A 12,238-nucleotide genomic window follows, 5' to 3' on the forward strand; every position below is an offset into this window, starting at 1 on the left:
AGGGCCTGACCAGGCACGATCACATCAGCCCAAAGGAAGGCGTTCACCCCTACTTTGGTCAGGCGTCCGCCGAGACCTTGGGCAACCGCCCGTTGACGAACGTGTCACACCTCCACGGGCGCGTCCGCCGGCAGGCTGTCCATGAAGGAGCTGACCGAGAAGACCGCGTTGCCGGCGCCGGGCGGGCCGTAGCCGGGGGGCGAGGAGAGGCCGAAGTCCTCCATGGTCTGGCGGTAGGCCTGGAGCAGGCGGATGTGGTACTCCAGCGGGGCGCCGTCGGGGTTGGTCTTGCCGAGCGGGGTGGTGGGCTCGGGGCACCAGGTGGTGAAGCGGGGCGTGATGCCGTGCGACATGAAGAAGCGCAGGCCCTCGGTGGTGGACGCGATGGCCTCGTCGACGGTCTTGAAGCCGAAGGGCTCGGCCATCTCCACGCCCGCGACGAAGTTGGGGATGACGTTGCGGGGACCGAAGACCTCGGTGGAGTCGAGGATGCGCCGGTGCCACTCGTCACGGCCGACGTAGCGCTCCTTGCCGGGGCAGTACATCTTGAACAGGTACTCGTCCCACACCTCGAAGTTGGGGTGGTAGATCTGCACGCCGTAGTCCTTGAAGCGCTGGACGTCCGGCTTGGGCAGGGCCTGGGCGACGACCTTCCCGATCCAGCGGCCGGGGAAGTGCTCCTCGATGGCCTTGGCGTACCGGCCGTAGAAGTCGGCCTCGTCCAGACCCTGGACCTTCGACGTGATCGCGCCGCCGGTGAGCGTGTACGCGGTGGAGATCCTGCCGGTGTCGTACCTGTTGATGATGTCCAGCGCCTCGAGGACCTCGTCGACGTCCTTCACGCCCGTGTAGGGCCGCCCGGCCGCCTTGTGCTGGCGCCAGTTGTGATTGATGTCGCAGTACTGGCACTCCTCCTTGGCGCCGAAGTACTGGCAGACGCGGAACGCGGTCAGGTAGATCAGGTAGCCCCACTGGATGGTCGGGGCCACCTCCATGACCGACTTCCCGTTGGAGAGCTTGTGCCGGTAGTACTCCGGCATGGGCGGCACACCGACGTCGGCGATCCGCTTGCCGTCGAGGTAGAGGCCGAGGACCCCGTCCTCGTTCGCGGCGACCCGGTAGGGCGAGGCCGGGTTCACCCGGACCGAGACGACGGTGCGGCGCAGGTCGTAGGGGCCGCCGGTGAGGATGATCTCCTCGGGCGGGCGGCGCAGGGCGGCCTCGCCCAGCTCGGGCAGGGTGCCGTGGTCGAAGGAGAAGATGAAGTACGACTTCGGCTTCACCTCGCCGCTCTCGTTGTCGCTCAGCGCCGAGGGGTCGAAGGCGACGCCGCCCCGCAGGAGGTCCTCCTTGAAGACGGCCTCGCGCGGTACGTTCGGGAACCGCTCCATCAGATCCTCGACCAGCGCGGTACGGCTGTCCATCCCGTGTCTCCTCCCAGCTCCGGCGTTCGACTTCTCACGGTATGCCCCCGCGGGAGCGGCTTCCCTCCCGGGTCCCCTCCCGGGCGCGCCGGGTAGGTTTCCACGGTATGAGCGACATCACGGTGACCAACTGGGCCGGCAACATCACGTACACGGCCAAGGAACTGCTCCGGCCGCACTCCCTGGACGCGCTGCGGGCCCTGGTGGCGGACAGCGCCAAGGTGCGGGTGCTGGGCAGTGGGCACTCCTTCAACGAGATCGCCGAGCCGGGCGAGGGGGGCGCCCTGCTGTCGCTGGCGGACCTGCCCTCCGAGGTGGACGTGGACACGACCGCCCGTACGGTGCGGGTCGGCGGCGGCGTGCGGTACGCGGAGCTGGCCCGGCTGGTGCACGCGCGGGGACTCGCCCTGCCGAACATGGCCTCGCTGCCGCACATCTCGGTCGCCGGGTCCGTGGCGACCGGCACGCACGGCTCGGGGGTGGGCAACGGTCCGCTGGCCTCGGTGGTGCGCGAGGTGGAGCTGGTCACGGCGGACGGTTCGACCGTGGTGCTCGCGCGGGGCGACGAGCGCTTCGGCGGCGCGGTGACCTCGCTGGGCGCGCTGGGTGTGGTGACCTCGCTCACGCTCGACCTGGAACCGGCCTACGAGGTGGAGCAGCACGTCTTCACCGAGCTGCCGCTGGCCGGCCTGGACCCGGCGACGTTCGAGACGGTGATGGCGGCGGCGTACAGCGTGAGCCTGTTCACGGACTGGCGGGCCCCCGGGTTCCGCCAGGTGTGGCTGAAGCGCCGCACCGACCAGCCGCTGCCCGACTTCCCGTACGCCGCTCCGGCCGCCGAGAAGATGCATCCGGTGCCGGGCATGCCCGCGGTCAACTGCACCGAGCAGTTCGGGGTGCCGGGGCCCTGGCACGAGCGGTTGCCGCACTTCCGCGCCGAGTTCACGCCCAGCAGCGGGGCCGAGCTGCAGTCGGAGTACCTGCTGCCCCGGGAGCACGCCGTGGCCGCCCTGCACGCGATGGACGCGATACGCGACGTGCTCGCGCCGGTGCTCCAGACCTGCGAGATCCGTACGGTCGCCGCCGACGAGCAGTGGCTGAGCCCGGCGTACGGCCGCGGCACCGTGGCGGCGCACTTCACCTGGGTCGAGGACACGGCGGCGGTGCTGCCGGTGGTGCGGCGGCTGGAGGAGGCGCTCGCGCCCTTCGCGGCCCGCCCGCACTGGGGGAAGGTGTTCACGACCCCGGCGGACCGGCTGCGCGCGCTGTACCCGCGGCTGGGCGACTTCCGGGCGCTGGCCGGGACGCTCGACCCGTCCGGGAAGTTCACCAACGCGTTCGTGCGCGGAGTGCTGGGCGGCTGAACGGCACCGGCGGGCGGCGGGGAGACGCCCCGCCCTGCGGACCTGGCGTCTCCCCGTCGCCCGCTGTCAGGTCCGCGACCGCCGTGCGGAGCCGCCGGCGCTCCGCGCGCCGCGGTCACGGGCCGGTCAGTGGTCCGCGCAGCACGGTGTCGGGTCCGGGTCCTCGAAGGGCACGAGGGTGCCGCCCGCGGCGGGCATGGCGGCCAGGACGAGGCGGCCGTCCTGCCAGTGCGGCCGGACGTGCTCCCGGGTCACCAGCGGGGTCCGGGGGTCCGGTTCGCCCGGCGTGCCCAGCACCGTCACCCGGTCGATCGCGGAGCGCGCCAGCAGTTCGGCGAGCGTGAGCGTGCCGGTGAGGGCGTCGGCGCCCGGGAAGAGGACGGCACGGCCGGCTTCGTCGGGAGCGCCGTCGCTCACCTCGTAGCCCTGCTCGGTGAGCCGCTCCCGGACGGTGCGCAGGACCGGCTCTGACGCGACGGCGAGGGACAGGGCGACCCGCGGGCGGCCGTCCCGCACCAGGTGCGTGCAGCCGAAGGCGCCCTCGGGTAGGGCGAGTTCGGACGCGAGCGCCCGGAGCAGGTGGTCGGCCTCGCGCAGCGTCGTCGTGTCCGTGTCGACACCGAGGACGTACGGCACGGGGGCGGTGTGTGTCACGACGGGAGGATCCACACCGGGTTGGAGTAGAACCACAGGTCGCGCCACGGGTCGGCGTCGCCCACGACGTCGATCGCGGGACCGGCCGGGTCGACCTTCGCGCCGCGCGCGCCGACGGCGGAGCGGTTGCCGTCGGTGCCGCGGATGCGGAGGTAGACGGGACGGTCGACGCGGCCGAGGTCGTGGGTGAGACGGACGGTGCCGCTGTCCGTGTTCGCCTCGGTCACCTCGTACGACTTGACGACCCGGGCGGTCGGCTCGGTGAACGTGTCCTTGTCGGCGGCCGGGCCGGTCACGTCGCCCTGGATGACGTCCACGCGGGCCAGCTCGGGGACGAAGCCCGCCCAGTTGGGTCCGCCGGCCAGGGCCACGTCCACGGAAAGGGTGACCCGGGTGCCCTTGCGGACGTGCAGGGCGCCGCCGAGCGTGGCCCAGCGGCCGCCGCCCGAGACGCGGACGTCGAGGCCGCTGATGAGCTGCCCGTGGTCGACCCAGATACGGCCGGCCCGGATGCCGTCCATGACGGCGGCGTAGGAGAAGCCGTCGGAGCCGACGTGGGTGCGGCTGTACTGGCCGGGCCAGAAGTCGTTCTGGGTGATGTCGATCTGTCCGGCATAGACCGGGTCGTCGTAGCGGCCGTTGGCGTTGAAGTCGCCGCCGCCGCGGGCGCCGGTGTCGGCGTAGACCTGGTGGGAGTCGGAGTTGGCGGTGATCCACCAGGGGCGGCCCTCGGCGATGAGGCTGTCCCACAGGCCGCCGACGGTGGCGGTCATCCAGTCGAAGCCGCCCCAGGTGCGGTAGCTCTCCAGCGGGTAGCCGGCGAAGGAGTTGGCGCTCGGGCTGCCGTCGTAGATGCCGCGGGCGCCGCCCGGGCCGAGGGGTTTCGGCAGGCCGCCCGCCTGGTGGCCCGGGGCGCCCTCGAAGCCGACGGCGATCTGGTGCCCGCGGGAGGTGGCGTCGCGCCAGGCGCGGATCTCGTGCGGGGAGTCGATGCCCTTGCGCGCCGGGTGGTTGGCGAGCATCAGGGCGTCCTTGACCTTGCGCCGCTTCACCTGGTCGGCGAGGAAGGAGAGTCCGGCGATGGCGAGGGCCTCGTTGGCGGGCGTGGAGTCGGTGGCGCCCTTGACGCCGCCGTCGTAGTCGGTCTCGAACTGCTTGAGGACGGAGACCTCGTGCTTGCCGGGGTGGACGAAGACGGTGCCGTGTTCGGCGGCCGGGATGTTCCACTCCAGGCCCTGGAAGACGAGGGTGTCGTCGTGGGCTTCGCGGGCCTCGCGGATGTCCGGGTTGACCTTCTCCACCCCGATCCTGGCGTGGGTGGCGCTGCCGTGGTCGGTGATGACCAGCCAGTCCATGCCGTGCCGGGCGCCCTGGCGGACCTGGTCGACGACGCGGTACTTGCCGTCGCTGCTGTACTGGGTGTGGATGTGGTGGTCGCCGGCCAGCCAGAGGAAGCCCTTCCTGCGGCGACCGTTGCTCGCCGGCGCGGGGGCGGCGGCAGCGGTCCCGGTCTGGGCGAGGACGGTACCGGCGGCCAGTCCGGCGCCGAGCAGGCCCGCGCGGCGCAGCAGCCCGCGCCGCGACTGCTGTTCGGGGCTCAGGGCCTCGTCGGGGACGCCGGTGTCGAAGGCGGCGGGCAGGGCCGACGGGGCGTCGTGCTCGTGGCCGTGCGGGTGTCCGTGGTGGTGGCCGTGCGCGTGTCCGTGCCCGTGTCCGTGCCCCATGAGTCTTCCTCCTGAATACCGCCGCCGTGCGCGACTTGGAGGAGAATCGACGCGGAAGGTGAACGTTGAACGACTTATGGGTGATCCGTGTCTGCCGCCCGTCCTGACCTAGCATGAAACCCAGGATTCCCAGGCTGCAGGAAGGTGGCCCATGCCCCGAGCGGGTCTCACCACGGACCGCGTCGTCGCCGCAGCCGCCGACCTCGCCGACGAGACCGGGTTCGGGGCGGTCACCGTCTCCGCCCTCGCCCGGCGCTTGGGAGTGCGGGACGCCAGCCTGTACACGCACGTCAGGAACCTCCAGGACCTGCGGTTCCGGGTCGCGTTGCTGGCCGGCAGCGAGCTGATCGAGGAGATCGCGCAGGCGGTGGCAGGCCGGGCCGGGAAGGAGGCGCTGGCCGCCTTCGCCGGCGCCTACCGGGCGTACGCCCTGCGCCACCCCGGCCGTTACGCCGCCACCCAGATCCGTGTCGACCAGGCCCTGGTGGCCGACTCCCCCGCCCTGCGCCGCACCGCCGAGATCACCTACGGCATGCTGCGCGCCTACGGCCTGGCCGAACCCGACCTCACCGACGCCGTACGCCTGCTGCGCGCCACCTTCCACGGGTACTGCGCGCTGGAGGCCTCCGGGGGCTTCGGCGCCCCGCGCGACGTACGGGCGTCCTGGGACAAGGCGGTCGACGCCCTGCACGTGGCGCTGGAGAACTGGCCGCGGGCGGAAGGAGCGGGGGAAGAGGACGGCGACGCGGACGACGACGAGGAGCGGCAGGGCACCGCCGGCTAGCCGGTCAGTTCCCGCACCTCGTCGTAGGTCGGCGTCGGACCGCCCGGCTCACGGCCGGCCCGGAGGTCCGCGGCCGCCTCCAGGGCGGCGCCCAGTGCGCGCCGGTAGAGCAGCGAGCCGAGGCTGACACGGCCGACACCGAGGTCGGCGAGGTGCGCGAGGTCGGGTCCGGCGGGCGTGTATAGGACGTTGAGGGGGACGTCGAAGCGGGCGGTGAGGGACGCGATGCGGGCCGGGTCGGTGAGGCCGGGGACGAAGACGCCGTCGGCACCGGCCTCGCGGTAGGCCTCCAGGCGCCGCAGGGTGTCGGACCAGTCGCCGTCGCCCGACCAGTACGTGTCCGTACGGGCGTTGACGAAGAGGCCGGGGGCGGCCCCGCGGACCGCGGCGATCTTCGCGGCGTGCCGGTCGGCCGGTCCCAGGGCGTCCTCCAGGTTGATGCCGACGGCGCCGACCGCCGCGAGCTGCCGCGCCAGCTCCCCCACCTCGTCCGGGTCGTCGCTGTACCCGCCCTCGGCGTCGACCGAGAGCAGGAAGGGTGCCGATCCGAGGGTGAGAGCCAGCCGCAGGGTCTCGTCGCGGGTCGCCGAGGCTCCGTCGGGCAGCCCGGCCGACGCCGCGACGCCGAGGCTGGTCGTGCCGACGGCGCGGAAGCCGTGCCCGGCGAGGGCGAGCGCCGAGGCGTGGTCCCAGGCGCACGGCAGGAGCAGGGGCTCGCCGGCGCGGTGCAGGGCGGCGAACGCGGTCACGACAGGTCACCCACCGCGTCCGCGTAGTACACGGATTCCGTCAGGTGGACGGCGAGTTCGCGAAAGCTCCAGCCCTCGCCGGGCGAGTGGTCGAGCTGTTCGCCGGTGAGGGCGTCGAGGCGGTTGGCCCAGATCCGGGCGAGCCGGGTGAGGCGGCTGCGGGCCTCGTCGAGATCCTCGTCGGTGAAGCGGGCGCGGTCGGCGTCCGTGGTGACCGTGGAGGCGTGCCAGTGGTCGGGCTGCGTCGCCTCCCCCGCCAACCGGGCCTCCAGCTCCGCGAGGTGGTCGACCATGTGGTCGGCCACCCGGCGGATCGCCTTGTGCGGGGTGTAGACGCGGCCGTCGACGTGTGCGGGCCGTCCGTCCCAGCGGGTCCAGGTGGCGGCCAGGGCGAGGACGTGGTCGACCATGCCGGTGACGGCGGCGGCGGGGGTCACGGCGGGCGCCGTGTGCGTGTGGCTCATGTCCCGCACGCTACGGGCCACTCGCTTCGGCGCCGGCCGAACTGTGCCCACCGGTCGGGCCTCTCCCCGGCCCGGCTCAGTTGCGCCCTCTCGCCGAGTCCGGGACCGGGACGCCGAAGTCCGGGGTGCCGTCCGCCTTCCAGCCGAGCTTCTGGACGCGGGTGTGCCGGTTGGGGTCGTCGAGGGGGTCTCCCTGGATCTCCTTGTACTGGCGGGCGTGGTAGACGAGGACGTCGGTGCGGCCGTCCTGGGCGACGGTGAAGCAGTTGTGGCCGGGGCCGTACTGACCGGTGGTGTCGTTGCTGGTGAAGACCGGGGTGGGCGACTTCGACCAGTTCGCGGGGTTCATGAGGTCGGCGTCCGCGTCCACGGTCAGCAGGCCCATGCAGTAGTTGGCGTCGGTGGCGGCGGCCGAGTACGTCATGAACAGGCGGCCGTTCCGGGCGATGACCGACGCGCCCTCGTTGACCTTGAAGCCGACGCACTCCCAGTCGTACTCGGGCGTGGAGAGGCGCACCTGGGGGCCCGTCAGCGTCCAGGGGTTCGCCATCTCGGACAGCCAGAGGGCGGTGTTGTTGTCCATGCCGGGCTCGTGCTGGGCCCAGGCGAGGTAGCGGGTGCCGCGGTGGGTGAAGGTGGTGGCGTCGAGGGAGAAGGTCTCCCAGGCCGTCCGCACCTGCCCCCGCTCCACCCAGGTGCCCCGGAAGGGGTCGGCGTGCGCGTTCTCCAGGACCCAGATGCGGATGTCCCAGACGCGCTCGGCGGGCGCGGCGGCGAAGTAGATGTACCACTTGCCGTCGAGGCGGTGCATCTCCGGCGCCCAGATGTGCGCGCCCATGTCGCCGGTGGCGTGCTTGCGCCAGACGACCGACTCATCGGCGGTCGCGAGGCCGCCCAGGGTGCGGGAACGCCGCAGGACGATGCGGTCGTACTCGGGGACGGTGGCGGTGAAGTAGTAGAAGCCGTCGGTGTGGCGGCGGATGTGCGGGTCGGCGCGGTTGCGCACGAGCGGGTTCGCGTAGGGAGCCGCCTTCGCGGGCGCGGCGGCGGGTACGGCGGACGCCACGGTGGGCACGGCCGCCAGGGCTCCCGCGGCCGCGGCGCCCTTCAACAGCAGGCGTCGGCCGGGGCTCGCGGGCGGGGCGGGCGGGACGGGCTGATCGTCGGCGCGGCTCATGCGGGCTGCCTCTCGACAGGGCGCACGACACGACTCGTTCGTGATGTCGAACGCCATCTGTGATTACGAACGTCGAAAAGGTAAGGGTGTGCCGTGGAGAGGTCAACGGGTCCGACGCCGCCACCCGTGCGCGGCGTCAGGTCACCAGGCCGTGGCGGTAGGCGAAGACGACCGCCTGGACGCGGTCGCGGAGGTCGAGCTTGGTGAGGATGCGGGAGACGAAGGTCTTGACGGTCTCGGGGCTGATCACGAGGGTGGCGGCGATCTCGCTGTTGGAGAGCCCGTCCGCGATCAGGCGCAGGACCTCCATCTCCCGGGGGGTGAGCGGTATGTCCCGGGTGGTGCCCTCGGCGGGGCGGATCCGGGCCGCGTACCGGCCCACGAGGCGGCGGGTCACGTCGGGGTCGAGCAGCGCCGCGCCCATGGCCACGGTGCGGATGCCGTGCAGCAGCCGGTCCGGGGGCGCGTCCTTGAGCAGGAAGCCGCTCGCGCCCGCGCGCAGCGCCTCGTAGACGTACTCGTCGAGGTTGAACGTCGTCACCACGAGCACCTTGACGGGGTGCTCCACCCCGGCGCCGGCCAGCAGGCGGGTGGCTTCGAGGCCGTCGAGCACCGGCATGCGGATGTCCATCACCACGACGTCCGGCCGCAGTTCGCGGGCCAGGTCGACCCCGGTCCGCCCGTCCCCGCACTCGCCGACCACCTCCAGGTCGGGCTGGGCGTCGACGATGGTCGTCAGACCGGTGCGGATCAGTGCCTGGTCGTCGCAGATCACGACCCGGACCGGCGCGCTCATGCCGTGCTCCCCCCGGGTATCCGGGCCCGGACGACGAAGCCGCCGTCCGCCGGGCGGTCCGTGCTGAACTCGCCGCCCAGGACGTCGACGCGTTCCCGCAGGCCGGCCAGGCCCCGCCCGCTGCCGCCGGGGGACGCGGCCCCCGTGCCGGAGCCGTCCGTGCCCACTTCCACCGTGATCTCTCTTTCTCCGTGCCGCACCAGGACGGAGGTCCTGGCACCGTGGTCGTACTTGAGGGCGTTGGTCAGGGCCTCCTGCACGACGCGGTAGGCCACGAGGTCGGAGCTGCCGGTGGCCGCCGCCGGGGTGCCCTCCTCGGTGAACTCCACCGGCTGCCCGGCCCGGCGCGTCTGCTCGACCAGGGTGAGCACCCGGCCGACGGGCGGTGTCCTGGGCTCAGCGGTGCCGTGGTCGGGATTGAGGAGGTCGAGCAGGTGCCGCAGGTCGGTGATGGCGCGGCGGCCGGTGTCGCTGACGGCGGCCAGTGTCTCGTCGAGCCGGTCCGGCGCGGCGGTCAGGTAACGGGCCGCCTCGGACTGGACGACCATCGCCGTCACGTGATGGGTCACGACGTCGTGCAACTCGCGGGCGATACGGGTGCGTTCGGCGTTGCGGGCGTCCTCGGCGACCCGGGCGCGGCGTTCGGCCTCCGCGGCGCGCCCGGAGCGCATCCAGGCGCCGATGCCCCAGGCAAGGGCGAGGACCAGGTAGAACGTCACGTACTCGACCAGCGTTTCGTCGCCGCCGCGCGCCTTCAGCCCGACGGCCATGGCCACGTACGCCAGGGTGGCCGCGACCTGCGTGGCACGCCGGTACTTCTCCTGGTGGGACCCCGCGCTGATCAGCACGATGGGGAGCGCGGCGCCCGCGAACAGGTGGTAGCCGCGCAGTTGGTCGAGGGCGAAGCCGAGCGAGACCAGGGCGAGGCAGACGAGGGTCCACCGCCGGCGCACGGCCAGCGGGATGGACTGCAGGACGGCCGCCACCCCGGCCAGCGCGTCCGCGGGACGGGTCGGCAGGCCGCCGATCTCCGTGCCCTGACCGCGCAGCTGGGGCAGGAGCGAGGCGACGAGGAGCAGCACCCCGAGCGGGAGGTCCCGGACCGTGACGTCCAGCCGGCGCCACAGCTCCAGGACCCGTCGGCGATCGATCACCGGGGAAGTGTAACGGCGGAGTCGGCACCCGCGGCACGGCGCCGGGCACCGAACGGCACGACGTTCCCGCGCCGGTGCGCCAGCCACAGGAACACCAGCGTGAGCAGCACCCCGAAGCCCACCGAGTACACGCTGCCCTCCGGGCCGAAGTCGCCGCCGGTGAGCAGCTTGGGACCCGACATCGTGGCGTCCAGCAGGCCCTTGCTGTCGCCGTTGCCGGAGACGACGGTGCTGAAGACGCCGCCCGCGGCGAAGTTCCAGCCGAAGTGCACGCCGATCGTCAGCCACAGGTTGCGGGTGGCGGCGTAGGCGGCGGCGAGCATGAACCCGGCCTCGATGGCGATGGCGACGGCGCCCCACAGGGTGGCGTCCTCGTTGAGCAGGTGCGAGAGCCCGAACACGAGCCCGGTCAGGCCCAGCGCGAGATAGGTGCCGATGTGCTCCTCGATGATCCGGAACAGCACCCCGCGGTAGACGACCTCCTCCGTCGCGGCGGCTCCGGCCATGAAGCCGACCAGGCCGACCGCGCCCTGCACCGAGCCCAGTCCGTCGACCTCGTAGTGCCCGGAGGTGAAGAGGTTCACGATGACCGCCGAGAACATCCCGGCACCGATCAGCGTCCCCCAGCCGAACTTGGCGCCGGCGCCCTCCAGGGCCACGTCCAGGGCCTGCCGGCGCTCGGTCCGCCGCACCACCCACCCGTACACGAACAGCACCAGCGCGGCCGCCGTGAGTCCGACGACCAGGGTGAGCCAGTCGTTGTCCTTCACCGCCTGGATGGCGGCGCCGCCGATGGCGTAGGCCGCCAGTACGGCCAGGAACTGCCAGACAAACCTCACGGGAACTCCTTGGTCGGGCCCGTGACTTCCGCGCCTCGGGCTGTGACAGGGACGCTACGGATCCGGCGGCCGGAGATCGTCACCTCACGGTGGACACCTGGCCGTAGCTCGCACGGGGGACAAGGCCCCGGAGCCCGGGCGGGCACGTCGTAGCCTCGGACACATGACCAGCGACTTCGCCGACGACTCCCCCGACGGCGCTTGCGTCCGCTCCTTCGCCGACGCCCTCGCCGCGGGCCCGCTCGTGCTAGACGGCGGCCTGTCCAACCAGTTGGAGGCGGCCGGGCACGACCTGGGCGACGCCCTGTGGTCGGCCCGGCTGCTCGCCGACGACCCCGAGGCGATCACGCGGGCCCATCTCGCCTACTTCGAGGCCGGCGCGGACGTGGTGATCACGTCCAGCTACCAGGCCACCTTCGAGGGCTTCGCCCGGCACGGCATCGGGCGGGAGCGGGCCGGCGAACTGCTCGCGCTCAGCGTGGAGTCGGCGAGGGAGGCGGCCCGCCGGGCGCACGCCTCCCGTCCACTGTGGGTGGCGGCGTCGGCGGGCCCGTACGGGGCGATGCTCGCGGACGGTTCCGAGTACCGGGGGCGGTACGGCCTCGACGTGGCCGAGCTGGAGCGCTTCCACCGGCCCCGTCTGGAGGTGCTGGCCGCCGCACGGCCGGACGTCCTCGCGCTGGAGACGGTCCCGGACACCGACGAGGCGGTCGCGCTGCTGCGGGCGGTGCGCGGTCTGGGCGTGCCCGCCTGGCTGTCGTACACCGTCGACGGGGACCGGACGCGTGCGGGTCAGCCGCTGGAGGAGGCCTTCGCCCTGGCCGCCGAGGCGGAGGAGGTGGTCGCGGTCGGCGTCAACTGCTGCGCCCCCGGGGACGTGTCCGGCGCGGTCCGGACCGCCGCCCGGGTCACCGGGAAACCGGTCGTCGCCTACCCCAACAGCGGGGAGGTCTGGGACGCGCGGGCGCGGGCCTGGCGGGGGCGTTCGCTGTTCGCGCCCCGGCTGGTGCGGGAGTGGCGGGCGGCCGGTGCCCGGCTGGTCGGGGGGTGCTGCCGGGTGGGGCCCGACGCGATCAGGTCGATCGCGTCGGGCCCCTCGTCGTCCTGAC

General features: G+C 73.0%; 12 protein-coding genes. 3 read left to right on the forward strand and 9 right to left on the reverse strand.

Annotation, left to right across the window (positions count from 1 at the left end):
• Positions 1 to 104: 104 nt before the first annotated feature.
• Positions 105 to 1,424 carry a radical SAM protein gene (locus D1J63_RS07210; RefSeq protein ID WP_125628226.1) on the reverse strand — a complete coding sequence of 440 codons (1,320 nt, stop codon included), beginning with the start codon at positions 1,422 to 1,424 and terminating at the stop codon, positions 105 to 107.
• Between the two features lie 107 nt (positions 1,425 to 1,531).
• On the opposite strand from D1J63_RS07210, the gene D1J63_RS07215 reads away from it, so the two are divergent.
• On the forward strand, positions 1,532 to 2,788 hold the full coding sequence (locus D1J63_RS07215) for an FAD-binding protein (protein WP_125628227.1): 1,257 nt from the start codon (positions 1,532 to 1,534) through the stop codon (positions 2,786 to 2,788).
• Positions 2,789 to 2,914: 126 nt separating this feature from the next.
• Here the strand turns inward: D1J63_RS07215 and D1J63_RS07220 are convergent, their stop codons facing one another.
• Both D1J63_RS07220 and D1J63_RS07225 read right to left on the reverse strand, forming a co-directional pair.
• On the reverse strand, positions 2,915 to 3,442 hold the full coding sequence (locus tag D1J63_RS07220) for a hypothetical protein (RefSeq protein WP_164712750.1): 528 nt from the start codon (positions 3,440 to 3,442) through the stop codon (positions 2,915 to 2,917).
• Positions 3,439 to 5,166 (reverse strand): PHP domain-containing protein, encoded by a 1,728-nt coding sequence (locus D1J63_RS07225; protein WP_125628228.1) that lies wholly within the window; start codon positions 5,164 to 5,166, stop codon positions 3,439 to 3,441. The genes D1J63_RS07220 and D1J63_RS07225 overlap by 4 nt, the downstream gene beginning before the upstream one ends.
• 151 nt (positions 5,167 to 5,317) lie before the next feature.
• Between D1J63_RS07225 and D1J63_RS07230 the strand changes: the two genes are divergently transcribed.
• Positions 5,318 to 5,950 carry a TetR-like C-terminal domain-containing protein gene (locus tag D1J63_RS07230; RefSeq protein WP_125628229.1) on the forward strand — a complete coding sequence of 211 codons (633 nt, stop codon included), beginning with the start codon at positions 5,318 to 5,320 and terminating at the stop codon, positions 5,948 to 5,950.
• Here the strand turns inward: D1J63_RS07230 and D1J63_RS07235 are convergent.
• From D1J63_RS07235 to D1J63_RS07260, 6 genes are all read right to left on the reverse strand, one after another.
• On the reverse strand, positions 5,947 to 6,699 hold the full coding sequence (locus tag D1J63_RS07235; RefSeq protein ID WP_125628230.1) for an isocitrate lyase/phosphoenolpyruvate mutase family protein: 753 nt from the start codon (positions 6,697 to 6,699) through the stop codon (positions 5,947 to 5,949). The genes D1J63_RS07230 and D1J63_RS07235 overlap by 4 nt on opposite strands.
• Entirely contained in the window at positions 6,696 to 7,163 is a 468-nt protein-coding gene (locus tag D1J63_RS07240) for a hypothetical protein (RefSeq protein ID WP_125628231.1), read from the reverse strand. Before D1J63_RS07240 ends, D1J63_RS07235 begins: the two co-directional genes overlap by 4 nt.
• A 76-nt stretch (positions 7,164 to 7,239) precedes the next feature.
• Positions 7,240 to 8,340, reverse strand: coding sequence for a glycoside hydrolase family 43 protein (locus tag D1J63_RS07245; protein ID WP_125628232.1), 1,101 nt, complete (start codon positions 8,338 to 8,340; stop codon positions 7,240 to 7,242).
• Positions 8,341 to 8,476: 136 nt separating this feature from the next.
• Entirely contained in the window at positions 8,477 to 9,136 is a 660-nt protein-coding gene (locus tag D1J63_RS07250; RefSeq protein ID WP_102932068.1) for a response regulator transcription factor, read from the reverse strand.
• Complete coding sequence (locus tag D1J63_RS07255) at positions 9,133 to 10,290, reverse strand: histidine kinase (protein ID WP_102932067.1); 1,158 nt, start codon at positions 10,288 to 10,290, stop codon at positions 9,133 to 9,135. Before D1J63_RS07255 ends, D1J63_RS07250 begins: the two co-directional genes overlap by 4 nt.
• Positions 10,287 to 11,129, reverse strand: a complete 843-nt coding sequence (locus D1J63_RS07260) for a type II CAAX endopeptidase family protein (protein WP_125628233.1) — start codon at positions 11,127 to 11,129, stop codon at positions 10,287 to 10,289. The genes D1J63_RS07255 and D1J63_RS07260 overlap by 4 nt, the downstream gene beginning before the upstream one ends.
• A gap of 163 nt (positions 11,130 to 11,292) precedes the next feature.
• On the opposite strand from D1J63_RS07260, the gene mmuM reads away from it, so the two are divergent.
• Complete coding sequence (mmuM, locus tag D1J63_RS07265) at positions 11,293 to 12,237, forward strand: homocysteine S-methyltransferase (RefSeq protein WP_125628234.1); 945 nt, start codon at positions 11,293 to 11,295, stop codon at positions 12,235 to 12,237.
• Position 12,238 lies beyond the last annotated feature (1 nt).

Source organism: Streptomyces sp. KPB2 (genome assembly GCF_003950055.1).
GTDB lineage: Bacteria > Actinomycetota > Actinomycetes > Streptomycetales > Streptomycetaceae > Streptomyces > Streptomyces salinarius.

Bases quoted from the DNA above. Each gene is read 5' to 3' on its own strand.
- mmuM (WP_125628234.1), top strand. From the start codon at position 11,293: ATGACCAGCGACTTCGCCGACGACTCCCCCGACGGCGCTTGCGTCCGC.
- D1J63_RS07230 (WP_125628229.1), top strand. From the start codon at position 5,318: ATGCCCCGAGCGGGTCTCACCACGGACCGCGTCGTCGCCGCAGCCGCC.
- D1J63_RS07245 (WP_125628232.1), bottom strand. From the start codon at position 8,340: ATGAGCCGCGCCGACGATCAGCCCGTCCCGCCCGCCCCGCCCGCGAGC.
- D1J63_RS07250 (WP_102932068.1), bottom strand. From the start codon at position 9,136: ATGAGCGCGCCGGTCCGGGTCGTGATCTGCGACGACCAGGCACTGATC.
- D1J63_RS07225 (WP_125628228.1), bottom strand. From the start codon at position 5,166: ATGGGGCACGGACACGGGCACGGACACGCGCACGGCCACCACCACGGA.
- D1J63_RS07240 (WP_125628231.1), bottom strand. From the start codon at position 7,163: ATGAGCCACACGCACACGGCGCCCGCCGTGACCCCCGCCGCCGCCGTC.
- D1J63_RS07215 (WP_125628227.1), top strand. From the start codon at position 1,532: ATGAGCGACATCACGGTGACCAACTGGGCCGGCAACATCACGTACACG.
- D1J63_RS07210 (WP_125628226.1), bottom strand. From the start codon at position 1,424: ATGGACAGCCGTACCGCGCTGGTCGAGGATCTGATGGAGCGGTTCCCG.